At 71.8% G+C, this 22,110-nt stretch carries 27 protein-coding genes; 13 read left to right on the top strand and 14 right to left on the bottom strand.

Translation table 11 applies throughout. The annotated features are described in order from the left end of the window. Positions 1-90: 90 nt before the first annotated feature. Positions 91-1,218 (top strand): 8-amino-7-oxononanoate synthase, encoded by a 1,128-nt coding sequence (locus ACWDUZ_RS24360; protein WP_451633909.1) that lies wholly within the window; start codon positions 91-93, stop codon positions 1,216-1,218. A gap of 37 nt (positions 1,219-1,255) precedes the next feature. Here the strand turns inward: ACWDUZ_RS24360 and ACWDUZ_RS24355 are convergent, their stop codons facing one another. Both ACWDUZ_RS24355 and ACWDUZ_RS24350 read right to left on the bottom strand, forming a co-directional pair. Continuing rightward, entirely contained in the window at positions 1,256-1,486 is a 231-nt protein-coding gene (locus ACWDUZ_RS24355; protein ID WP_451633908.1) for a DUF397 domain-containing protein, read from the bottom strand. A 32-nt stretch (positions 1,487-1,518) separates the two neighbouring features. After that, positions 1,519-2,379: a helix-turn-helix domain-containing protein gene (locus ACWDUZ_RS24350; RefSeq protein WP_451633907.1), complete on the bottom strand. Its 861-nt coding sequence runs from the start codon at positions 2,377-2,379 to the stop codon at positions 1,519-1,521. 238 nt (positions 2,380-2,617) lie between these two features. Between ACWDUZ_RS24350 and ACWDUZ_RS24345 the strand changes: the two genes are divergently transcribed. Further along, entirely contained in the window at positions 2,618-3,079 is a 462-nt protein-coding gene (locus tag ACWDUZ_RS24345) for an ATP-binding protein (RefSeq protein WP_451633906.1), read from the top strand. 71 nt (positions 3,080-3,150) lie between these two features. Here the strand turns inward: ACWDUZ_RS24345 and ACWDUZ_RS24340 are convergent, their stop codons facing one another. The 3 genes from ACWDUZ_RS24340 to ACWDUZ_RS24330 all read right to left on the bottom strand — a co-directional run bounded on the left by ACWDUZ_RS24340 (position 3,151) and on the right by ACWDUZ_RS24330 (position 5,133). Beyond that, the gene (locus ACWDUZ_RS24340; RefSeq protein ID WP_451633905.1) at positions 3,151-3,624 is read right to left on the bottom strand and encodes a C40 family peptidase; all 474 of its coding nucleotides are present in this window, start codon (positions 3,622-3,624) and stop codon (positions 3,151-3,153) included. Positions 3,625-4,181: 557 nt separating this feature from the next. After that, the gene (locus tag ACWDUZ_RS24335) at positions 4,182-4,490 is read right to left on the bottom strand and encodes a hypothetical protein (RefSeq protein WP_451633904.1); all 309 of its coding nucleotides are present in this window, start codon (positions 4,488-4,490) and stop codon (positions 4,182-4,184) included. Positions 4,491-4,497: 7 nt separating this feature from the next. Next, positions 4,498-5,133, bottom strand: coding sequence for an ATP-dependent Clp protease proteolytic subunit (locus ACWDUZ_RS24330; protein WP_451633903.1), 636 nt, complete (start codon positions 5,131-5,133; stop codon positions 4,498-4,500). A gap of 179 nt (positions 5,134-5,312) precedes the next feature. Between ACWDUZ_RS24330 and ACWDUZ_RS24325 the strand changes: the two genes are divergently transcribed. Together ACWDUZ_RS24325 and ACWDUZ_RS24320 are read left to right on the top strand one after the other, a co-directional pair. Then, on the top strand, positions 5,313-5,672 hold the full coding sequence (locus ACWDUZ_RS24325) for an ANTAR domain-containing protein (protein WP_451633902.1): 360 nt from the start codon (positions 5,313-5,315) through the stop codon (positions 5,670-5,672). Between the two features lie 32 nt (positions 5,673-5,704). Continuing rightward, complete coding sequence (locus ACWDUZ_RS24320; RefSeq protein ID WP_451633901.1) at positions 5,705-5,986, top strand: type II toxin-antitoxin system Phd/YefM family antitoxin; 282 nt, start codon at positions 5,705-5,707, stop codon at positions 5,984-5,986. Positions 5,987-6,142: 156 nt separating this feature from the next. Here the strand turns inward: ACWDUZ_RS24320 and ACWDUZ_RS24315 are convergent, their stop codons facing one another. Both ACWDUZ_RS24315 and ACWDUZ_RS24310 read right to left on the bottom strand, forming a co-directional pair. Then, positions 6,143-6,493, bottom strand: a complete 351-nt coding sequence (locus ACWDUZ_RS24315; RefSeq protein ID WP_451633900.1) for a DUF6233 domain-containing protein — start codon at positions 6,491-6,493, stop codon at positions 6,143-6,145. A 42-nt stretch (positions 6,494-6,535) separates the two neighbouring features. Next, entirely contained in the window at positions 6,536-7,147 is a 612-nt protein-coding gene (locus ACWDUZ_RS24310) for a hypothetical protein (RefSeq protein WP_451633899.1), read from the bottom strand. Between the two features lie 181 nt (positions 7,148-7,328). Here ACWDUZ_RS24310 and ACWDUZ_RS24305 point away from each other — a divergent pair, with 181 nt between their 5' ends. Then, the gene (locus tag ACWDUZ_RS24305) at positions 7,329-8,528 is read left to right on the top strand and encodes an alpha/beta hydrolase family protein (RefSeq protein ID WP_451633898.1); all 1,200 of its coding nucleotides are present in this window, start codon (positions 7,329-7,331) and stop codon (positions 8,526-8,528) included. A 354-nt stretch (positions 8,529-8,882) separates the two neighbouring features. Next, a complete protein-coding gene (locus ACWDUZ_RS24300; protein WP_451633964.1) occupies positions 8,883-10,451 on the top strand; it encodes an alpha/beta hydrolase in 1,569 nt (522 codons plus the stop codon). 80 nt (positions 10,452-10,531) lie between these two features. On the opposite strand, the gene ACWDUZ_RS24295 is transcribed toward ACWDUZ_RS24300, so the two are convergent. Further along, positions 10,532-11,257, bottom strand: coding sequence for a lysophospholipid acyltransferase family protein (locus ACWDUZ_RS24295; protein WP_451633897.1), 726 nt, complete (start codon positions 11,255-11,257; stop codon positions 10,532-10,534). Between the two features lie 170 nt (positions 11,258-11,427). On the opposite strand from ACWDUZ_RS24295, the gene ACWDUZ_RS24290 reads away from it, so the two are divergent. Beyond that, positions 11,428-12,093: a DedA family protein gene (locus tag ACWDUZ_RS24290; protein ID WP_451633896.1), complete on the top strand. Its 666-nt coding sequence runs from the start codon at positions 11,428-11,430 to the stop codon at positions 12,091-12,093. A gap of 107 nt (positions 12,094-12,200) precedes the next feature. Beyond that, positions 12,201-12,722 (top strand): DUF4396 domain-containing protein, encoded by a 522-nt coding sequence (locus tag ACWDUZ_RS24285; protein ID WP_451633895.1) that lies wholly within the window; start codon positions 12,201-12,203, stop codon positions 12,720-12,722. 36 nt (positions 12,723-12,758) lie between these two features. On the opposite strand, the gene ACWDUZ_RS24280 is transcribed toward ACWDUZ_RS24285, so the two are convergent. Then, positions 12,759-13,076, bottom strand: coding sequence for a hypothetical protein (locus ACWDUZ_RS24280; protein ID WP_451633894.1), 318 nt, complete (start codon positions 13,074-13,076; stop codon positions 12,759-12,761). A gap of 186 nt (positions 13,077-13,262) precedes the next feature. Here ACWDUZ_RS24280 and ACWDUZ_RS24275 point away from each other — a divergent pair, with 186 nt between their 5' ends. After that, a complete protein-coding gene (locus ACWDUZ_RS24275; RefSeq protein WP_451633893.1) occupies positions 13,263-13,682 on the top strand; it encodes a CBS domain-containing protein in 420 nt (139 codons plus the stop codon). Positions 13,683-13,787: 105 nt separating this feature from the next. Here the strand turns inward: ACWDUZ_RS24275 and rocD are convergent, their stop codons facing one another. The 3 genes from rocD to ACWDUZ_RS24260 all read right to left on the bottom strand — a co-directional run bounded on the left by rocD (position 13,788) and on the right by ACWDUZ_RS24260 (position 16,463). After that, a complete protein-coding gene (gene rocD, locus ACWDUZ_RS24270; protein WP_451633892.1) occupies positions 13,788-15,008 on the bottom strand; it encodes an ornithine--oxo-acid transaminase in 1,221 nt (406 codons plus the stop codon). Continuing rightward, positions 15,005-15,835, bottom strand: coding sequence for a dimethylargininase (ddaH, locus tag ACWDUZ_RS24265; RefSeq protein WP_451633891.1), 831 nt, complete (start codon positions 15,833-15,835; stop codon positions 15,005-15,007). Before ddaH ends, rocD begins: the two co-directional genes overlap by 4 nt. Before the next feature lie 124 nt (positions 15,836-15,959). Beyond that, complete coding sequence (locus ACWDUZ_RS24260; RefSeq protein WP_451633890.1) at positions 15,960-16,463, bottom strand: Lrp/AsnC family transcriptional regulator; 504 nt, start codon at positions 16,461-16,463, stop codon at positions 15,960-15,962. 251 nt (positions 16,464-16,714) lie between these two features. Between ACWDUZ_RS24260 and ACWDUZ_RS24255 the strand changes: the two genes are divergently transcribed. The 4 genes from ACWDUZ_RS24255 to ACWDUZ_RS24240 are packed head-to-tail and all read left to right on the top strand — an operon-like array spanning position 16,715 to position 20,794. Further along, entirely contained in the window at positions 16,715-17,470 is a 756-nt protein-coding gene (locus ACWDUZ_RS24255) for a LytR/AlgR family response regulator transcription factor (RefSeq protein WP_451633889.1), read from the top strand. A gap of 13 nt (positions 17,471-17,483) precedes the next feature. Next, positions 17,484-17,843 carry a hypothetical protein gene (locus tag ACWDUZ_RS24250; RefSeq protein ID WP_306185515.1) on the top strand — a complete coding sequence of 120 codons (360 nt, stop codon included), beginning with the start codon at positions 17,484-17,486 and terminating at the stop codon, positions 17,841-17,843. Positions 17,844-17,855: 12 nt separating this feature from the next. Beyond that, on the top strand, positions 17,856-19,586 hold the full coding sequence (locus tag ACWDUZ_RS24245; protein WP_451633888.1) for a sodium/solute symporter: 1,731 nt from the start codon (positions 17,856-17,858) through the stop codon (positions 19,584-19,586). Continuing rightward, positions 19,583-20,794, top strand: a complete 1,212-nt coding sequence (locus ACWDUZ_RS24240) for a sensor histidine kinase (protein WP_451633887.1) — start codon at positions 19,583-19,585, stop codon at positions 20,792-20,794. Before ACWDUZ_RS24245 ends, ACWDUZ_RS24240 begins: the two co-directional genes overlap by 4 nt. A gap of 63 nt (positions 20,795-20,857) precedes the next feature. Here ACWDUZ_RS24240 and ACWDUZ_RS24235 read toward each other — a convergent pair whose 3' ends face one another. Both ACWDUZ_RS24235 and ACWDUZ_RS24230 read right to left on the bottom strand, forming a co-directional pair. Beyond that, entirely contained in the window at positions 20,858-21,031 is a 174-nt protein-coding gene (locus tag ACWDUZ_RS24235; protein WP_451633886.1) for a hypothetical protein, read from the bottom strand. 122 nt (positions 21,032-21,153) lie between these two features. After that, the gene (locus ACWDUZ_RS24230) at positions 21,154-22,104 is read right to left on the bottom strand and encodes a cytochrome c oxidase assembly protein (protein ID WP_451633885.1); all 951 of its coding nucleotides are present in this window, start codon (positions 22,102-22,104) and stop codon (positions 21,154-21,156) included. Between the last annotated feature and the right edge of the window lie 6 nt (positions 22,105-22,110).

Below are 22,110 nucleotides of genomic sequence, written 5' to 3'. Positions count from 1 at the left end.
CGCCGGTTCGACGTGTGGGTATTGCCACACGATGCCCGGCTGGTCGTCGGGCTAGTGTCTGTGCACTGCCTACAAAAGCCCGGAGGAACCATGGCGTTCGGCTGGATCGACGGGCAGGCGGACGCGCGCCGCCGGGCCGGACTCGTACGGACCCTGCGGCCCCGCCCCGCCGACTCGCCGCTGCTGGACCTGGCGAGCAACGACTACCTGGGGCTGGCCCGCCACCCCGAGGTGACCGACGCGGCCGCCGCTGCCGCGCACGCCTGGGGCGGCGGCTCCACCGGATCGCGGCTCGTCACCGGCACCACCGAACTGCACACGGAACTGGAGCGCGAGCTGGCCGACTTCTGCGGCTTCGAGGCGGCTCTCGTGTTCTCCTCCGGATACGCCGCCAATCTCGCCGCGGTCACCGCTCTCGCGCCGCACGGCTCGCTGATCGTCTCCGACGCGGGCAACCACGCCTCGCTCATCGACGGCTGCCGGCTGGCCCGCGCCACCACCCAGGTCGTCGCGCACGCCGATCCCGAGGCTGTGCGCAAGGCGCTCGGCACCCACGCGGGCGAGGCGGTCCTCGTCTCCGACACCGTGTTCTCGGTGGACGGGGACGCGGCCCCGCTCGCCGAGTCGGCCGCGGTCTGCCGGGAGTACGGCGCGGGGCTGGTCGTCGACGACGCCCACGGCCTGGGCGTCCTCGGCGCCGGCGGCCGCGGAGCCGCGCACGCGGCGGGGCTCGCGGGCGCCGACGACGTGGTCGTGACGGTCACGCTGTCCAAGTCGCTCGGCAGCCAGGGCGGTGCGGTGCTCGGGCCCGCCCGGGTGATCGAGCACCTGGTCAACGCGGCCCGGACGTTCATCTTCGACACGGGCCTGGCCCCCGCCGCGGCGGGCGCGGCCCTGGCGGCCCTGAGGCTGCTGCGCCGCGAGCCCGAGCGGGCGGCGCGGGCGCGCACGGTGGCGGCCGAACTGCACGCACGCCTGACCGAGGCGGGGCTCGCGGCGGTGCGCCCGGACGCCGCGGTGGTCTCCGTGCGGGCGCCGTCCCCGGAGAAGGCCGTGCGCTGGGCGGCCGACTGCCGTGCGGCGGCCCTGGCCGTCGGCTGCTTCCGCCCTCCTTCCGTGCCCGACGGCATCTCACGGCTCCGGCTGACCGCCCGTGCCGACCTCTCCGGGGCTCAGATCGAACGCGCTGTACGGGTGATCGGTGAAACGCGGCCATGAGTCGGCGTGACACGGCCGTGGGTCACCGGACAGGGACTCAGATGCGGTGCACCGCGGCCGTGAAGACCGCCCAGCTCTCGGGGGAGAAGAGCAGCGCGGGTCCGGCCGGGGCCTTGGAGTCGCGCACGGCGAGCAGTCCGGCGCACGGCCCTGAGGCCGGGCGGGCCGTCTCGACGCAGTTGTTGGCTCCCGTGCTGTAGCTGCTGCGCAGCCACCGCACACCGTGCAGATCCGTAGGGGAAGGTACGTGCCGCGGCAAAGCGGACATGGTGCCTCCTTATGCGGTTGCGTGCCGTGCCGTCACCTGTCGTGGTGTATCGCGGCGATGAAGTCCAACGAGTCCTCGATCGAAAGCGCGTGGTACCGAAGGGAGTTGAAGGCCTCTGTGTAGGCCTCTAGGTCTTCTTTCCGTTCGAGGTGGAGGCTACTCGTCAAGTGGTCGAGAACAACGACGTCCAGATCAGAAGTATTCGAAAATGAAAAGATTACGAAAGGCCCGGTGATGCCGATGTGCGCCCCGGCGGCGAACGGCAGTACCTGGAGCCGCACTTGAGGCAGCCGCGCCGCACTGGTCAGACGTTCCAGCTGGCGCGCCATCACCTCCGGCCCGCCGACCTCCCGGCGCAGCACCCCCTCGTCCAGCACGGCGTGCAGCTCCAGCGGCGGATCGGCCCGCAGCACGTCCTGCCGGGCCAGCCGCACCTCCACCAGGGCGTCCAGCCGTTCGTCGTCCAGCCCGTCCACGGCGGCCCGGGTCACCGCGCGGGCGTACTCCGGGGTCTGCAACAGCCCCGGCACCACCGAGGTCTCCAGCGTGCGCATCGCGGTGGCCTGGGACTCCAGGCTGATGAAGTCCCGGTACGTCGGCGGCAGTACGCCCCGATAGGCGTGCCACCAGTGCTCCCGTTCGTCGCCGCCGTCGGAGCCCGCCAGCACCATGAGCAGATCGCGCAGTCGGGAGTCGCGGACCGCGTAGGCGTCCAGCAGTAACCGCACATCGGCCGGTTTCACCCCGCTCGCACCGGTCTCGATCCGGCTCACCTTCGACTGGTGCCAGCCCACCAGCCGGGCCGCCTCACCACTGGTGAGGCCCGCTTCGGCGCGCAGTGCGCGCAGTTCGGCGCCCAGCTTCCGGCGGCGCACCGCGGGACCGTGCTGCATCGACTGCTCCTTAACTCTTCTGCGCCTGAGGTGACAGCCTTCGGGAACTCGCGCCGAATACGCTCGGCCGTCGCAGAGTTCACCGCTTCGAGCGACAGATATATGCATATCTTGGTGGATCGCCACCCGCGACCGGCCCGGTGGTGGCAGTCTGACGGCGAAGCACCAGTCCGGGACCGTACTCGAACCATCCACTCCGTGTCGGACCCCGGTCCCGTGGGAAAGGGACGACGTCGCCATGGCAGACCATCTGGAAGCATCCGTCACTCTGCCGAGCGATCCCGCCTCGGTCTCCGCCGCCCGGACCTATGTGGTGGACACCCTGGCGGAGTGGGGCCTGCCGTCGTCGGACACGGACACCGCCGACACCGTGCGGCTCATCGTCTCCGAACTCGCCACCAACGCCGTGCAGCACACCCTCGGGCAGTCGCCCACCTTCACGGTGGACATGGTCCTGGACCGCGACGAACAGCTGCGCATCGGGGTGACCGACAGTCACCCGCGGTTCCCCAGACGACTGCCGGCCGCCGTCCAGCAGGACAACGGCCGGGGAATGGTGATCATTCGATGGCTCACCGCGGAGTGCGGCGGCAGCCTCACCGTGCGGCCCACCCGTGAGGGCGGCAAGACAGTCTGGATCGAGCTGCCGTGGACCTTCGAGCGCCGCCCGGTCACGACGGCGGTGCGGCAGGAGCCGTAGGCGGGGCCGGCGGGGTGCGTGGCGGCCCGAGGCGGTGGCGGCCCCGAGGCCCCGCCACCGCCTCGGGCTCGTCAGCGGACCCGGCCGTACCAGACGCTCCGGGTCCAGATCTTCTGCAACTTCACCACGTCGCCGGTCTTCGGAGCGTGCCAGATCCTGCCCGTACCGGCGTAGATGCCGACGTGGTAGACGTACGAGCCGGAGTGGAAGAACACCAGGTCCCCGGCCCTGCGGCTGCGTGCGGAGATGTGGCGGGTCCTGTTGTACTGCTGGGCGGCCGTGCGGGGCAGCCGCTTGCCCGCCTTCTTGAACGAGTACAGCGTGAGCCCGGAGCAGTCGAACCTGCGCGGACCGGTCGCTCCCCACTGGTACGGGGAGCCCTTCTTGGATGCCGCGATCTTGAGCGCCTTGGTCGCCAGGGTCGCGGCCGAGGCGTCCGGCGCGAAGCCCGGCACCACGATCGAGCCGCCCACGGCGGCGATGGTCAGGGCCGAGGCCGTACCGGCCCGGGCCACGAACGACGGGACACGATTGAGCGCAGTCATGCGCAACCCTTCGTCAGCCGCCTGTGAAGGATGACCTGTCGGATTCGGGCTGGCGAAGTAGCCCGGCCGCGCGACACGCGGCTTCACCCCAAGGGCTGCTCGGCCCGGCCATGGCGTGACCGAACCGGCGACCCGTCGTGCTCGGGTCCTCCACTCCTGCCGATCCACTGCCGTCGACCGGTCGTCCGGGCGGCGGCAGGACTCGGCGTCCGCCCGGACCGCCCCGCCGCTGCGGCGGGGGCTTGTCGTCAGACAGGGATCTTGGCCCACGGATCTCCGAAAGTCCCAGTGGGACAGGTGATTTGTGTTGTTACTCACCACTCGTCCGTTCGGGTGGACACCCCCGGTCCCCGAACGCCCGTCGCCATCCGGAGCGAGGCCCGGACCAGCGTCGTCACACCTCGTTGCGCCAAGTGGGGCAGGTGCGCCGCGCAACCGCTGCGGCCCCGAAGGGGGATCGCCGTTTCCACCGAAAGGCCGTACGCCCTGTGGGCCGTTCCGGCCCATCCACGCGCGCCGTGTCTCCACCGTCCGGCCGTCGGGGGGCTGCGGTGACGTCAACTCGCACCGTGAGGCGGCACCGTGACGCGGGCCGTGCGCCGGTCGCCGTCCAGGACCCGCAGCGCCCGCGCCAGGGTCGCCGCGTGCAGCTCCGTCTCGCCCCGCCGATGCATCAGGGTCAGCGCCTCGCGCAGCTCCGCCGCCCTGCCGGCCAGGGCCTGGGCGGCCCTCAGGCCCCGGTAGGTGTCGCCGGGCCGGCCCGGGTTGATCCGGCCGAGCAGGTCCACCACGTCGAGGTATCGGTCGATCAGTTCCGCCTCGGCGCGGGTCAGTGCGGGCAGCGGCGGCGGCTCGGGTGGCAGCATCGGCGGCTCACCCCGCGTCCGAAGCGGTCCGCACGGCGTCACGGCCCGGGACGATCCGGTCCACGAGCCCGTACTCCAGCGCGCCCCGCGCGTCCAGGATCCGCTCGCGGTCCAGGTCCGCGGTCACCTGCTCCGGGGCACGCCCGGTGTGCCGCGCGAGCATGCCCTCCAGGCGGGCCCGCACACGCAGCAGCTCCTCCGCCCGGACGGACAGGTCGGACACCTGCCCCTCGACCGGCTCGGGCAGCGACGGCTGCCGCAGCACCATCCGTGCGCCGGGCAGCGCGGACCGCTTGCCCGGGGCGCCCGCGGCCAGCAGTACCGCGGCGGCCGAGACGGCCTGGCCCAGGCAGACCGTGGCCACGTCGCAGGCGACGAACGCCATCGTGTCGTGGATGGCCGCCATGGCCTCGAAGGAGCCGCCGGGCGAGCTGATGTGGAGGAACACCTCCCGGTCGGGGTTCTGGTGCTCGAGATGGACGAGCTGTGCGATCACGTCGTTCGCCGAGATGTCGTCGATCGGTGTGCCGAGCAGGACGATCCGTTCCTCCAGAAGCTTCGCGTACGGGTCCAGGGTGCGTCGTCCGGCGCTCGTGAGCTCGGTGAACTCCGGTGGGGCGGAGTGGTCGGGCGGTGGGTTCATGGTGCGTCTCCTCCGGAAAGAGTTCTGTAAAAAATGTACAGGACGTACACGATCAGGGGTGGATGTCGGGGGGGATCGCACGGTGATGCGTCGCTCGCCCGGTCTCCGGTCGTGCTCCGGAGGGTCCTGGAGCAAGCTGGAGATGGAACTCCGGCCGTTCGACGACCCAGGAGATCTCCATGGCGTTCTTCGCGATTTCCCGGTGGCATCCCCTTCAGCCGCTCTCCGTGACCGATCTCGTGCTGGAGCACGAGCGGCTGCACGAGGAGATCGGCCAGCTGCGGCACGCCGTGACCTCGCACGCGGTCATCGACCAGGCCATCGGCGCCGTGGTGGCCTTCGCCGGAGTGCCGCCCGACGACGCCTGGCGGGTCCTGCGGGAGGTCTCGCAGCGCACGAACACCAAGGTGCGCACGGTCGCCGAGCACGTCCTGAAGTTCGCGCAGGGCGGCGCGTTGTCCGACACCGAACTGGAGGAGCTGAGGCGGGCACTCGATCGGCACACGGCGGGCCTGCCCGTGGGCCGTTCCGAGCCCTGAGGGCGAGCTCGGACGCCCCGTAAGGTGGGGGTATGGCCTACGAGATTCCGGTGACGCAAGCCAGGGCTGAACTCGCCGACCTGATCAACCGCGTGGTCTACGGCGGTGAGCGCGTCGTGGTCACACGGCACGGCAAGCCTCTGGTCGCCCTGGTCTCCGCCGCCGACCTGGAACGGCTCGAGCGTGAGAGCGAGGAGCCCGCCGGAGAGCAGGTGATCGGCGCAGTCTCCCAGGTCCGGGACGTCCCCGCCGTCCCGCGCGAACAGCACCGCTTCGGCATCACGGCGGAGCACCCCGGACCGGAGCCCCGCTGAGGGCTGTCCCGTGATCCGCGCGCCCGCCGGGGATGGCGGGACAGCCCTCAGGTCCGATTCATACGGTTCGCCCGGATCCGCGCGGACATCACCACCGCCGGCGTGCCGCACTTCGCGCGGGCGCCGCACCGTCAGCGGACGATCCGGCCAGCCGGCCTACTCCAGGACGCCGAGCGCCGTGTCCGGCCTGCACTTTGAGCACGCCGTCACCTGCAGGCGCGTCAGCGCGTCCAGCGCCTCGGCCCGCGTCACCGGCCGCCGCCGCTTCCCCGGGTCCCAGCAGTCGCCCGTGTGCACCGCCAGCAGGTTGCCCTTGTTGAGGCCCACCTCGATGAACCACTCCGGAGGCGGCGGCCGCATCTCCTCACCGCGGCGGCGCTCGGCCTCCCGCCGTTCCTCCGCCGCGATCCACCCGTCGATCTGCGCCAGCGCGGCCGTCGCCTGCTGCACGATCACGCGACGCGCGAAGTGCAGCAGCTCGAGACGGGACGGCTTGCCTTCGTTCACATGTTCGAGTCTAGCCGTGTGGCCTGCGGTGATCCCGCCGGGTCACACGTCTCCGTGCGCCGGGCGCGCCTTGTACGCCTCCGGATAGTGCTCGGTGAACTTCACGACCACGACCAGCAGGGCCACCGGGACGAGCCAGTTGAACCAGTCGTCCTGGGCGGGGTACCGGACGGCCAGCCAGGTGGAAAGGGTCATCAGCGCGAAAGTCAGCCCCCACACCGCCGTCAGCACGCGGTTGATGTGCGTGAAGACGGGCGAGCCCCACACCTCGCGGGGTGTCGACTCCCGGGCGTACTGCGCGGTGAACGGGTCCGCGAACAGCGATCCGAGCGCCACGACGGCCACCAGACCGTTGGAGATGACCTGCGCGTACGTCTCGAGCCAGAGCAGCTGCGCCCGGTCCAGGGCCAGCGCGAGGACACAGATCACGGCGAAGAAGACGATGCCGGTCACGTCCAGGACGCGGAGCCTGCCGCGCAGCATGTCGTGCCCCGACAGGGCGAGCGAGGCGACCAGGGCGGCGAGCGCCGCGTACTCCCAGGTACTGGGGCTCGCGACCACGCCGAAGATGATCCACGGTGCGAAGGAGAGGAAGACACTGCCGGCACCGGCGGACTTCTTCGCCGGGGCCTTCGTCGCTGTCTGCTGGGCCATGGTTTCCTCCCGCCGGATCACGCGCCCCGTCTCCTCTCCCATCGTGCCGCCGTGCGGCCGCTCGCACCCTCCGGGACGGCGGGGCGTGTGGCCCGCGGTGCGGACCGGCCGGAAGTCTCCTGGCGTGAACCTGCGGTCCGGACGGTCGAGGGGTGTCGCTACGACCTGACCGGGAGTCGCCATGGGCCACCGATTCAGCGCGAACGAGCAGTTCGACTACGAGATCCGGCTCGCCCTGGGCTCGGCCTGGCGGCAGGGCGCCGACGTGGGCGAGGTGCTGGCCACCGCATCCGCCGTGGCGGACGGGGACGGGGAGGCCTGGTTCACGGCCTGGGCGGAGCTGGCCCGCGGGGTGCGGGAGCGGGCCGAGCGCGCAGCGGCCGAGGGGCGGACGGCGAGCGCCCGGGACTGCTGGCTGCGGGCCGCCGGGTATTTCGGTACCGCGCTGGTGGGCGTGGACGCGGTCGCCGACCCCGGCGAGCGGCTGGCCGAGGTGTTTCCCGCGCACCGCGCGTGCTTCGACCGCTTCCTGCGGGCCTGGGACCCACCGGCCGAGCCGGTCTCGATCCCGTACGAGGGCACCTCGCTGCCCGGATACCTGGTCGGTCCTCTAAACGGGTCCGGTCCGCTGCCCACGCTGATCGTCAACAACGGCAGCGACGGCCCGGTCAGCTCCGCCTGGACGCTGCTCGGCGCCCCGGCGGTGGCCCGCGGCTACCGGGTGCTGCTCTTCGACGGCCCGGGCCAGCAGTCGATGCTCTTCGAGCGGCAGGTGACCTTCCGGCCGGACTGGGAGAACGTGATCACCCCGGTCGTCGACTTCCTCCTCGCCCGCCCCGACGTCGATCCCGGGCGGCTCGCCCTGGCCGGGATCAGCCAGGCGGGCTACTGGGTCCCGCGGGCGCTCGCCTTCGAGCACCGGATCGCCGCCGCGGTCGCCGACCCGGGGGTCGTCCGGGTGGCGGACAGTTGGTGGCGCAACCTCGGACCGGAGCTGCGCGGCCTGTGGGAGTCCGGCGACCGCGACGCCTTCGACGGCTTCATGGAGGAGGGCCTGCGCCAGGACCCGGGGCCGGCCGCGATGTGGCGCTGGCGGGCCAAGCCGTACGGCATCGAGTCGCCGTTCGACCTGCTGACGGAGGTCTCCCGGTACGACGTCACGCCCGTCGCCGGCCGGATCACCACCCCGCTGCTGGTCACCGACCCGGACGGCGAGCACTTCTGGCCGGGCGCCGCACGGGAGTTGTACGACCTGCTGCCAGGTCCGAAGCACCTGGTGCGCTTCACCGAGTCGGAGGGGGCGCACCTGCACTGCGAGCCGATGGGCCGCGCGCTGTTCGAGCAGCGTGTCTTCGACTGGCTGGACGGCTGCCTGGCGTAGACGGCCCGAGAGGGGCCGCTGCCTCGTCACCGCGCGGGGACCGGGCTTCCCGCTGTCCCCGCGACAGCCCGCCGGCGAGATCCAGCCACCCGCCGCAGCCCTCGGCCGTCCGTCAACCCCGGTGTGTCCCCGTCGCATGGGTGGCGCGACGGGTCGGGAGACGTTCGAGCGGGCCGCTCGGCGTGCGCAGGATCTCCGCTGAGCGGAACAAGCCGCGCCGGTTATCGGATTGGCAAAGAAGGTCAACGCCCCCTGTTCTCAGGGACCTCACAGCCGGAAGGATCCCCCGTACTCGATTCGTAACGATGTACGGGGAGGTCCTACTTGAGGGACATCAGAGCGAAGAGCCGGGCCATGGCGCTCGGTTCGGCCGGTGCGCTGGTCACGGCGACCCTGATAGCCGGCGCCGTGTCCGCCCCCGCGGCCAGCGCGGACAGCCGCCACGGCAAGGACCGCGAGGCGATCGGCGCCGCCGTCGCCGCCGCCCGCGCCGCCGCGGCCGGTGTCGACTGGCAGGACTGCCCCGAGGACTGGGGACTGGCCAAGCCCATCCAGTGCGGGTACGTCTCGGTGCCGCTCGACTACGCGCACCCCTTCGGCAAGCAGATCAAGCTCGCCGTGGACCGCATCGGCAATACCGGCACCCCGCAGGAGCGCCAGGGCGCTCTCGTCTACAACCCCGGTGGTCCGGGCGGATCGGGTCTGCGCTTCCCGGCCCGGGTCACCGCCAAGAACCCCGTCTGGGCCAACGTGGCGAAGGCCTACGACTTCGTCGGCTTCGACCCGCGCGGTGTCGGCCACTCGGCGCCCATCTCCTGCATGGATCCGCAGGAGTTCGTGAAGGCGCCCAAGTTGGACCCGGTGCCCGACTCCGAGGCCGACAAACTCGTGCAGCGCAAGCTCGCCCGCGAGTACGCCGAGGGCTGCCTGGACCGCACCGGCCGGGCGATGCTCGAGCAGATGACCACGCCGAACACCGCCCGCGACCTGGACGTCATCCGCGCCGCGCTCGGCGAAAAGAAGATCAACTACCTGGGCGTCTCCTACGGCACCTACCTCGGCGCCGTCTACGGCACGCTCTTCCCGGGCCACGTCCGCCGGATGGTCGTGGACAGCGTGGTCAACCCGGCGAAGGACAACATCTGGTACCAGGCCAACCTGAACCAGGACGTCGCCTTCGAGGGCCGCTGGAAGGACTGGGAGGACTGGGTCGCGAAGAACGACGCCAGCTTCCACCTGGGCACCACCCGCGACGCCGTCCAGGCCAAGTGGCTCCAGCTGCGCGCCACCGCGAAGAAGAACCCGATCGGCGGGGTCGTCGGCCCCACCGAACTGCTCGGCTTCTTCCAGGGCGCCCCGTACTACGACTCCGCGTGGGCCCCGGTCGCAACGGTGTTCAGCAAGTACTTCGCCGGCGACACCCAGGCGCTCGTCGACGCCGCCGCCCCCGACATGTCCGACACCGCGGGCAACATCTCCTCGGAGAACGGCAACGCCGTCTACACGGCCGTCGAGTGCACCGACGCCAAGTGGCCCACCAGCTGGCAGAAGTGGGACCGGGACAACACCCGGCTCAACGCCAAGTACCCGTTCCTGACCTGGTCCAACGCCTGGATGAACCTGCCGTGCGCCACCTGGCCGGTTCAGCAGCGGACCCCGGTGAACGTCAAGACCGGCAAGGGACTGCCGCAGGTGCTGATCGTGCAGTCCACGCGCGACGCGGCCACCCCGTACCAGGGCGCCGTCGAGCTGCACAAGCGCTTCAAGGGCTCCCGTCTGATCACCGAGAAGGACGCGGGCTCCCACGGCGTCACCGGTCTCGTCAACCCGTGCATCAACAGCCGGGTGGACGCCTACCTGCTCACCGGCAAGCTGGACGCGGCGGACGTGACCTGCACGCCGCACGCCACCCCGCAGCCGTAGCGGGCGGACGCACGCGGCAAAGGGGCGGCCGGCATCATGGCCGCCCCTTCGCCGTACCGTCTCGGCCCCGGGCCCGGGGGTCAGCCCAGCGGTGACCGCGGGAACCTGCGCTCCTTCTCGCCCGCGGCGGCCGCCTGCTCGGCCTTCGCCACGGCCGCGTACTGGTCGACGTACTCCTGCTCGGACAGCGACAGGACGGCGTACATGATCTCGTCGGTGACGGCGCGCAGGACCGCCTTCTCGTCCTCCATCCCGGCGTAGCGGGAGAAGTCCAGCGGCTTGCCGAAGCGGATGACGACCGGGTGGATCCTCGGCACGACCTTGCCCGGCGGCTGGGCCTCGAACGTACCGATCATCGCGCAGGGCACCACCGGGACCCCCGCCTTGAGCGCCATGACGGCGACACCGACCTTGCCCTTGTACAGGCGGCCGTCGTGCGAACGGGTGCCCTCGGGATAGATGCCGAGCAACTCCCCCTTGCGCAGCACCCCGAGCCCCTCCCGGATCGCCGCCTGACCGGCCTCCTTCCCGGAGCGGTCGACGGGGATCTGCCCGGCGCTGCGGAAGAAGGCGGCCGTGAGGCGGCCCTTGAGGCCCGGACCCGTGAAGTACTCCGCCTTCGCCAGGAAGGTGATGCGCCGTCTGAGGATCGCGGGCATCAGGAAGTGGTCCGAGAACGACAGATGGTTGCCCGCGACGATGGCCGCACCGGAGTCCGGCACATGCTCCAGCCCCTCGATACGCGGCCGGAAGACCATCCGGAGCAGCGGTCCCAGCAGCACATATTTGAGCAGATAGTAGAACAAGGGGGTCGCTCCTCGTCGTGCGGATTCGCCGGGCCGTCCCGCTAGGCCGACGTTCTCGCAGGTCAACCTCTGTGCCGTGGGGTGCAAGTGTATGTGCGGTGGCGGGTGCGCGGAACCGGGCGCGCGGCGCCTGCCGGATCCCGCGCGCCGGGCGACGTACGGTGGGCCGTATGGCCCCTCCGCTCCCGGGTCCGCTCCAGGACCTGGCGCCGTTGCTCGGCCACTACGGCTACTGGGCCGTGGGTGGCGTGGTCCTGGTGGAGGACTTCGGGATCCCCGCCCCGGGCGAGACCATCCTGATCGCGGCGGGTGTGTACGCCGGCGCGGGTGAGCTGAACGTCGTGGCCGTGGGCGTCATCGGGTTCCTGGCCGCCGTCGTCGGGGACAACATCGGCTATGTGGTCGGCCACTTCGGCGGGCGCGCCTTCGTCCACCGCTGGGGCACATACGTCTTCCTGACGCCGAAGCGGTTCGAGGCGGCCGAGCGGTTCTTCACCCGGCACGGCGGCAAGATCGTCACCGTGGCACGCTTCATCGAGGGGCTGCGCCAGGCCAACGGAATCATCGCCGGCACCACCGGCATGCCCTGGCGCCGCTTCCTCGCCTTCAACGCGCTCGGCGCGGCGCTGTGGGTGGGGCTGTGGGTGACCCTGGCGTACTTCGCGGGCACGCACATCAACGCCGTCTACGACACCATCCAGCGGTACGAGGTGTACGTGTTCGTCGGAATCGGCGTTCTCGTCGCCGCCCTGGTCGTCCGCCATCTGCTGCGGCGCAGGCGCCGGCGGGGGCGGCGGGAGGGCCGGGAGGAACACGGCCGGGAGGAGCACTCCTGAGGGAAACGCTGCTGACGGGAATACCCCCTGGGGGTATGCTGTTCCGGTGTGGTGAAGGGCTTCGCCGGCCGGCGGGGCCGTATCAGCGCCGACAGGGGAGAGCGACGATGACACACCCGGCCCACCGGCACGAACACCAGCATGAGCACCATGGACACCACCAGGGACACGCGCACGCCCCGGCCGCCGCCACGGGTGCCTCCTGGCCCCTGGCCGCACGGGCGACGCTGCACTGCCTGACCGGCTGCGCCATCGGCGAGGTGCTCGGCATGGTCGTCGGCACGGCGGCCGGGCTGCACAACGCGGCCACGGTCACCGTCTCGATCGCCCTGGCCTTCGTCTTCGGCTACGCGCTGACCATGCGCGGCGTGCTCCACGCGGGTGTCCCCGTGCGGCAGGCGGTCAAGGTCGCCCTCGCCGCGGACACGGTGTCCATCGCGGTGATGGAACTGATCGACAACACCGTCATGGTCGGGGTGCCCGGCGCGATGGACGCGGGGCTGGCCGACGCGCTGTTCTGGGTCTCGCTGGTCCTCTCCCTCGTGCTGGCCTTCGTGCTGACCACTCCGGTCAACCGGTGGATGATCGGCCGGGGCAAGGGACACGCGGTCGTGCACGCCTACCACTGACCGCGCCGGCCCTGACGCCGGCCCCGCCGGCCGGCGTCACGGATGGGGACGGTCGTCCGGGCGCGTGCTCTCGTTCATCCGGCCGGGGGCCGTTCCGCCGTAGCGGCCGGGTTGCTGCGCGGCCCGGTGGGCGCGCCGGTGGTGCGTGGCGGCGCCGGTCATCAGGGACAGACCCAGGCAGAAGAGGAGAGCGAGGGCCAGCCCGGCGCTGAAGATCGCGAGGGCGTTCATGGTGACGATCTGGTTGCCGAGCATCGAGACCGTGTAGTCGGGCCCGCCGGAGAGGTTTCCGGCGATGGCCAGTCCGGTGAACGCTCCGGTGGCCGCCAGGAGAAGCAGGCCGAAGAGCAGCATGGGAGTCATCTCCTCAGGAAGTGCCGTCTCTCCGGGTCGGGTACCCGCATCGCCGCTCCACCAACGAGCCGGCCCGCGCGGATGAGGCCGTACGGAACGGGCGGGCATGTGCGCTGACTGCTCCGCCGGGTACCCGGCGGAGCAGTGCGGTGAACGGCACCGCAGGACCTGACGAAGGGAGGCGTCATGGCTCAGCACGTACGCGACCTCATGACCAGCCGACTGGTGACGGTGGAGCCGCAGACCTCGGTCACGGCGGCGGCCCAGAAGATGCGCGACGAGGACATCGGCATCGTCCTGGTGTGCGAGGGCGACGAACTGCGCGGTGTGGTCAGCGACCGCGATCTGGTGATCCGCTCGCTGGCGGAGGGCGGCGACCAGGACAAGCGCACCGTCGAGTCGGCGTGCAGCGCCGACCTCTTCACCGTGACCCCGGACGAGGAGGTCGACACCGCGGTGCAGATGATGCGCGAGCACGCCGTGCGCCGTATACCGGTCATCGACCAGGGCCACCCCGTGGGCATCATCTCCATCGGCGACCTGGCCATCGAGCGCGACCCGCGCTCCGCGCTGGGCGGCATCAGCGCGGCCGAGCCCAACGAGTAGACCGCGACCGGACGGACCGCGACAGGACGGAACCGACGAGCCACGACCGGATCCGACCGCTGGGGGCGCCCGCACGGGCGCCCCCAGCCGTGGTCGACCGGGCCGTCAGGAGGCCAGGACCTTCTCCAAGGAGCCGATCGCGGAGCGCAGTTCGTCCTCGGCGACGGTCAGCGGCGGGGCCAGCCGGATCGTGGAACCGTGGGTGTCCTTCACCAGGATGCCCTCCCGCATCAGACGCTCGCTGATCTCCCGGCCGGTGCCGATGGCCGGGTCGATGTCGACGCCCGCCCACAGGCCGCGCGAGCGGAAGCCCACCACGCCCGCGCCGAGCAGAGCGGTCAGCCCCTCGCGCAGCACCAGGCCCAGTTCGGCGGCCCGGCGCTGGAACTCACCGGTCTCCAGCAGTTCGACCACCGCCGTGCCGACGGCCGCGGCCAGCGGGTTGCCGCCGAACGTCGAGCCGTGCTCGCCGGGCCGCAGCACCCCGAGCACCTCGCGGCTGCCCACGACCGCCGACACCGGCACGATGCCGCCGCCCAGCGCCTTGCCGAGGAGCACGACGTCCGGCACCACGTTCTCGTGCTCGACGGCGAGGGTCCGCCCGGTGCGGCCGAGACCCGACTGGATCTCGTCGGCGACGAACAGGCAGCCGGCCCGGCGGGTCAGCTCGCGTACACCGGCCAGATAGCCGTCGTCCGGGATGATCACGCCCGCCTCGCCCTGGATCGGCTCGATCAGCACCGCCGCCGTGGTCTCGTCGACCGCCGCCTCCAGGGCCGCCAGATCGTTGTAGGGAACGATCCGGAAGCCCGGTGTGAACGGCCCGAAGCCCGACCGTGCCGTCTCGTCCGTCGAGAAGCTGACGATCGTCGTCGTACGGCCGTGGAAGTTGTCCGCCGCGACCACGATCGTCGCCCGGTCGGCGGGGACCCCCTTGACCTCGTACGCCCACTTGCGGGCCACCTTGATGCCGCTCTCCACCGCCTCGGCGCCGGTGTTCATGGGCAGCACCATGTCCTGCCCGGTCAGCTCCGCCAGCCGCTCGGCGAACTCGGCGAGCCGGTCGTTGTGGAAGGCACGCGAGGTGAGGGTGAGGCGGTCCAGCTGGCGGTGCGCCGCCTGGATCAGCGCCGGGTGGCGGTGGCCGAAGTTCAGGGCCGAGTAACCGGCCAGCATGTCCAGGTAGCGGCGGCCCTCGACGTCCTCCACCCAGGCGCCCTCGGCCCGGGCCACGACCACCGGCAGCGGGTGATAGTTGTGCGCGAGGACAGGCTCCTCGGCGCGGATCAGCTCGTCGGAGGTGCGGGTGCGTGCGGGTGCGGTCATGAGCGGATCTCCTGGGTGCAGCACTTGATACCGCCGCCTGCCTTGTGGAACTCCGACAGGTCGACGGGAACGGGCAGATAACCGTGGTCGGCGAGCCGGCCGGCGAGGGCGGTGGCGCCGGGGGAGATGAAGACGTGGCGGCCGTCGGAGACGGAGTTGAGGCCGAAGGCCATCGCGTCCTCGCGGGTGGCGATCACCGCGTCCGGGTAGAGGCGGGCGAGCACCTCGCGGCTGCCGGGCGAGAACGCCTCGGGGTAGTACGCGATGTTCCCGTCGGTGCCGTCCGTGCCGTCGTCGAGGACGAACAGTGCCGTGTCCAGATGGTAGAAGTACGGGTCCACCAGGGTCAGGCCGATCACCGGCACGCCCAGGTACTCCTGAGCCTCGCGATGGGCCTCCGGCGTGGTGCGGAAGCCGGTGCCGGCGAGCAGCCAGCGCCCGGCCGGCACGAAGTCGCCCTCGCCCTCGCACACCGACTCCGGCCGGTAGACGTCGAACCCGGCCGACTTGAACCAGGTGTCGTAGGGGAGGGACTCCGGGCGCCGCTCGGGGGCGCGGAAGAGGGAGCCGAAGACGCGGCCGCCGACCACGACGGCCGCGTTCGCGGCGAAGACCATGTCCGGCAGACCCGGCACGGGCTCCACGGTCTCGACGGTGTGGCCGTAGGCGCGATAGGCGTCGACCAGCGCCTGCCACTGTGCCTGGGCGAGCGGGACGTCGACGGGACGGTCCGGACGCATCCAGGGATTGATCGCGTACTGCACGGCGAAATGTCTGGGTTCGCAGACGACGAAGCGCCGCCGGCGCGGCACACGGGACTCGGGCACGAAGGGGTTCCTCCGCTTCCTGGGGTGTCGACTGAGGGTTGACACCACGGTAGGAAGGGACGGATACGGCCGACAAGGAACGAAAGCTGCGTGTTCGAGCAGGAACGCTGCGTATCCGAACCGCTCAGCGCACGTCCGCTGCGTCTTCGGGGGCCGGCTGGCTCGTACCCGCCTCCGGGCTGTCCGGCAACAGATGCGAGAGCACCATCACGCTGATCGTCTTGCGGATGAACGGCTCCGTCCGGATCCGCTCCAGCACCTCCTCGAAGTGCTCCACGTCCCGCGCCCGCACGTGCAGCAGCGCGTCCGCGCCACCGGTCACCGTCATGGCCGCCGTGATCTCCGGATGGTTGCGCACCACCTCGGCCAGCCGCCGGGGCGGCGCGGCTCCCTCGCAGTACACCTCGACGTACGCCTCCGTGCGCCAGCCCAGCGCCGCCGGCTTCACCGTGGCCGTGAACCCGGTGATCACACCCGTCTCGCGCAGCCGGTCCACCCGCCGTTTCACGGCCGTCGCGGACAGTCCGATCTCCGTGCCGATCTCCGCGAAACTGCTGCGGGCGTTCGCCATCAGGGCGGTGAGGATCTTCCGATCCAGGTCGTCGAACGGTACCGGCCTGCTGTTCATGTCCGCACTGTATCCACCACCGTATCCAGCGCGAACGTCCAGGCCCGGGACATGTCATGGCGCGCCTTTCGCCCACAGGGTCTTTCGTTCGGATCAGGCTGGATCAGGGAGCGGGGTCTGGGGCGTGCAGATGCAAGGCGGAGGAGGGAGTCGACGCGGAGCGTCGGCGAGTGACGACAACGCCGCGGATGTGCGTGCCAGACCCCGCGAGCCCGGCCTGATCCGAACGAGAGGCCCTACACTCCACGTTCATGCTGCGCGCCCTCGCCGTCGACGACGAACGCCCCTCGCTCGAGGAACTGCTGTACCTGCTGAACGCCGACCCCCGGATCACCGGCGTGGAGGGCGCCGGCGACGCCACCGAGGCGCTGCGCCGCATCAACCGGGCCCTCCAGTCCGGCCCCGACGGACCCGACGCCATCGACGTCGTCTTCCTCGACATCCAGATGCCCGGCCTCGACGGGCTCGACCTGGCCCGGCTGCTGACCGGGTTCGCCAGGCCGCCGCTGATCGTCTTCGTCACCGCCCACGAGGACTTCGCCGTGCAGGCCTTCGACCTCAAGGCCGTCGACTACGTCCTCAAACCGGTCCGCAAGGAACGCCTCGCCGAGGCCGTCCGCCGCGCCGCCCAACTGCGCGACGCCGCCCCGCGGATCACCGTCAGCGAGCCCGACCCCGACCAGATGCCCGTCGAACTCGGCGGTGTGACCCGCTTCGTCGCCGTCGACGACATCACCCACGTCGAGGCCCAGGGCGACTACGCCCGCCTGCACACCACCCGGGGCAGCCACCTGGTCCGCATCCCCCTGTCCACGCTGGAGGAACGCTGGCGCTCGAGAGGCTTCGTCCGCATCCACCGCCGGCACCTGGTCGCCCTGCGCCACATCGACGAGCTCCGCCTGGACGCGGGCTCGGTGAGCGTGCTGGTCGGCGACGAGGAACTCCAGGTCAGCCGCCGTCACGCGCGTGAGCTGCGGGAACTGCTGCTGCGCCGGACCGCGCACTAGGGGGTCGTACGCCATGCCGCAGGACGCCGGCGAACGCCGCGTCACCGTCACCGGTCCGCCCCGCCGCACCCGCCGGGCCCCGGGCCACTACCGCCCGCGCACCGAGATCGACGAGCAGACCACCCTCGGACACACCTACGTCCGCTCCCTGATCCGCAGCCAGCTGCGCACCGCCCTGGCGGTGTTCGCGGTACTGGTACTGCTGGTCGCCCCACTGCCGCTGGTCTTCGCCGCGGCCCCCGAGGCCCGCCGCCTGACCTGGGCGGTCCTCGGCTTCTGCCTCTACGCCCCGTTCGTGCTCCTCGCCCGCTGGTACGTGCGCCGTGCCGAACGCAACGAACGCGACTTCGTCCGGCTCGTCGAGGACCGCTGAGGACGCGCGACCGTGAACTCCGCCTACACCGTCCCCGCCGTGGCCCTCGTCGTCGTGGCCACCGTCCTGGTCGGCGCGTTCGGACTGCACGTGTCCCGGACGACGTCGGACTTCTACGTCGCCTCCCGCACCGTCGGCCCTCGCCTGAACGCGGCCGCCATCAGCGGCGAATACCTCTCCGCCGCTTCCTTCCTCGGCATCGCGGGCCTGGTCCTGGTCCAGGGCCCCGACATGCTCTGGTACCCGGTCGGCTACACCGCCGGCTATCTCGTCCTGCTCCTGTTCGTCGCCGCCCCGCTGCGCCGCTCCGGCGCCTATACGCTGCCCGACTTCGCCGAGGCCCGGCTCGGCTCACAGGGCGTGCGCCGGCTCGCGGGCGCCTTCGTGGTCGGTGTCGGCTGGCTGTACCTGCTGCCGCAACTCCAGGGCGCCGGGCTGACCCTGGCGGTGTTCACCGGCGCGCCGAACGCCCTCGGCGGCGTCGTCGTGGCCGCCGTCGTGGTGGCCACGGTCGCCGCGGGCGGCATGCGCAGCGTCACCTTCGTCCAGGCCTTCCAGTACTGGCTGAAGCTGACCGCCCTGCTGGTCCCCGCGCTCTTCCTCGTCCTCGCCTGGCAGGGCGACGGCGCCCCGCGCCACGCCTTCGACGAGCCGCCCGCCTTCCGCGAGCGGCGCACCGTCCGTGTCGACGGCACCCTCGACCTGCGGCTGGAGCGTCCGCTCACCGTCACCGTCGCCGGCACCGTCGACGGCCGCGCCCACCACGACCGGGAGGTGACCCTGGCCGTCGGCACCCACCGCCTCGAGCGCGGCACCCGGCTGACCTTCGCCGCGGGAACCGCCGTCCCCGAGGCCGCCCGGAAGGACACCGGCGGCATGTCCACCCCGCTCACCGGGGGCCGCGAGGACCGCCCGCTGTACGCCACCTACGGCCTCATCGTCGCCACCTTCCTCGGCACCATGGGCCTGCCTCACGTCGTCGTCCGCTTCTACACCAGCCCACACGGCGTCGCCGCCCGCCGCACCACGGTCGCCGTCCTCGGCCTGATCGGCGGCTTCTACCTGCTGCCTCCCCTCTACGGCGCCCTGGGCCGGATCTACGCCCCGGAGCTGACGATCACCGGCAACGCGGACGCCGCCGTCCTGCTGCTGCCCGACCGGATGATCGGCGGCCTCGGCGGCGACCTGCTGGGCGCGCTGGTGGCGGGCGGTGCCTTCGCCGCGTTCCTGTCCACCGCCTCCGGCCTGACGATGGCGGTGGCCGGGGTGCTCACCCAGGACGTGCTGCCCTCGCGCGGTCCGCTGCCCGCCCGCGGCGTACGGCACTTCCGGCTGGGCACGGTGCTCGCGATGGCCGTGCCGCTGGCCGCGAGCGTGCTGGTCGGCGGACTGCCCGTGGCCGACGCGGTCGGGCTCGCCTTCGCCGTGTCCGCCTCGTCTTTCTGCCCGCTGCTCGTCCTCGGTATCTGGTGGCGGCGGCTCACCCCGCCCGGCGCCGCCGCCGGCATGCTGACCGGCGGCGGCGCCGCGCTCGTCGCCGTCGCCGTGACCATGGCCGGCCTCCCCGGCGGCGGCCCGCTGCGCTCCCTGCTCGCCTGGCCCGCGCTGTGGTCGGTGCCCCTGGGTTTCCTCACCATGGTGCTGGTGTCCCTGGCCACCCCGGGGCGCGTCCCCGCCGGTACGGCCGCGGTCCTCGCGCGCTTCCACCTGCCCGAGCAGCTGAGGGCGGAGGTGCAGGCGTGAGCGGTTTCCTCGCCGGACTGTGCGTGGCCGTCCTGCCGCTGCTGGGCGCCGGGTTCTGGCTCGGCCGGCACACCTCGCGGCCGCCGCGCCTCGGCGGGCTCGGCACCCCCGTCGAACACGCCACCTTCCAGACCCTGCACACCGCATCCCTGGCCGCGCCCCCGTTGCGGGCCGGGCTGACCGAGGAGACCGCCCGCAGGTCGGCCCGCCGGCTGCGCTCCCTGCTCGGCACCGACGCCCTCTGCCTCGCCGACGACACCCAGGTGCTGGCCTGGGACGGGATCGGCGCCCACCACCGCGGCGAGATCATGGACCGGCTCACCGGGCCGCTGGACACCGGCCGCGGCGAGGCCTTCCGCCTGACCTGCCGGACCCCGGACTGCCCGGTGCGCTGGGCCGTCGTCGCCCCGCTCACCGTGGACGACCGTGTGCACGGCGCCCTGGTCGCCTGCGCGCCCCGGGAGTCCGCCGTCCTGGTCCGTGCCGCCGCCGAGGTCGCCCGGTTCGTCTCCGTCCAGTTGGAGCTCGCCGAGCTCGACCGGTCGCGCACCCGGCTCATCGAGGCCGAGATCAAGGCGCTGCGGGCGCAGATCTCCCCGCACTTCATCTTCAACTCGCTCGCGGTGATCGCCTCGTTCGTCCGCACCGACCCCGAGCGCGCCCGCGAGCTGCTGCTGGAGTTCGCCGACTTCACCCGCTACTCGTTCCGGCGGCACGGCGACTTCACCACCCTGGCCGACGAGCTCCACGCCATCGAGCACTACCTGGCGCTGGTGCGGGCCCGTTTCGGCGACCGTCTGGCCGTCACCCTCCAGATCGCCCCCGAGGTGCTCCCGGTCACCCTGCCCTTCCTGTGCCTGCAGCCGCTGGTGGAGAACGCCGTCAAGCACGGCCTGGAAGGCAAGGCCGGCACCTGCCGGATCCGCATCACCGCCCAGGACGCGGGAGCCGAGGCGCTCGTCGTCATCGAGGACGACGGCGCCGGCATGGACCCCGAGCTCCTGCGCCGCATCCTCGCCGGCGAGGACAGCCCCTCCGGGGGCATCGGGCTGTCCAACGTCGACGACCGGCTCCGCCAGGTCTACGGCGACGGTCACGGTCTGGTCATCGAGACCGCGCCGGGCGCGGGCATGAAGATCACCGTCCGGCTGCCGAAGTACCAGCCGGGCGTGCATTCCTCGGGACGGATCGGGCAGCTCGCCGACTGAGGAACACGGCCCTGCGGTCCGGTCCCGATGCCTGCGGTGACCGGAGTTCCGCCGCCCGGGGGCTCAGGCGCTGCCGTGGGTGACCACCATGGCGAGGGTGATCAGGCCCAGCACGACCCACCCGAACCACAGCCAGCCGTTGCCGCCGAGCGCCACCGAGTAGGCCGTCACGGCGACCAGGGCGCCTATGGTGAGCGCCCCCATCGTCTTCGTGGAACCGTCCGTCGAACCGGGCATCGCGACACCCTCCTCGTGGTCCGTCTCCCCTCCATGGTGCCCCGGTTCCGCCGTTCGAGCGGTGGGGGTGCGGCGGAATGCGGAGAAGGGGGACGGACTCCAGGAGGATCCCCTCCGGGTGGTCAGTTACCGCGCGCCTGGAGGGAGGCCAGATAGGCGTTGTACGCCTCGAGTTCCTTGTCGCCGTCCCGGTCCGCGGCCCGGTCCTTGCGCTTGGCCTGCCGCTGCTCGGAGCGGTACCACTGGAACAGCAGCGCCAGCAGCACCAGGACCGAGGGGACCTCGCTGAAGGCCCAGGCGATGCCGCCGGCCGCGGACTGGTCGGACAGCGCGTCGATGCCGAGGGAGGCCGGCGGATGCCGGAAGGTGTCCACCATGGGCGTGGAGCCCATCATCAGCGCGATGCCGAAGAACGCGTGGAACGGCATGCCGGCGAAGAGCTCCAGCATCCGCATCAGATAGCCGGGCCGGTTCGGACCAGGGTCGACGCCCATGATCGGCCAGAAGAACGCCAGGCCGACCGCGAGGAAGTGCACCATCATCGCGATGTGCCCGGTCCTCGACCCCATCAAAAGGTCGAACAGCGGTGTGAAGTACAGCGCGTACAGGCTCGCGATGAACAGCGGGATGGTGAACGCGGGGTGCGTGACGACCTGGACGTAGCGGCTGTGCAGCAGGGCCAGCAGCATTTCGCGCGGCCCCTTGCGGCCCCGCCCCGCCACCGGCAGGGCGCGCAGCGCCAGGGTGATCGGGGCACCGAGCAGGATCAGGATCGGCGACAGCATGCTGATGACCATGTGCTGCACCATGTGCACGCTGAACATGACCATGCCGTAGTCGTTCAGCCCGGTGCACATCGTGAGCGCCACGGTCAGCACGCCGATGACGTACGCGACGGTACGGCCCACCGGCCAGGTGTCGCCGCGCCGGCGCAGCCGCACCACGCCCCAGCCGTACAGGCCGAGCCCGAGCAGACAGGCGACGAGGAAGAACGGGTCGGCGGACCACTCGAGGCCGCGGCCCAGGGTGAACGGCGGCAGGTCCATGGTCATGCCATGCCCGCTGTGATCCATCCGCCG

The organism is Streptomyces sp. NPDC003393 (assembly GCF_053589015.1).
Note: the sequence above shows the minus strand (reverse complement) of the source record. Positions and strands in the feature narration are given on the sequence as shown.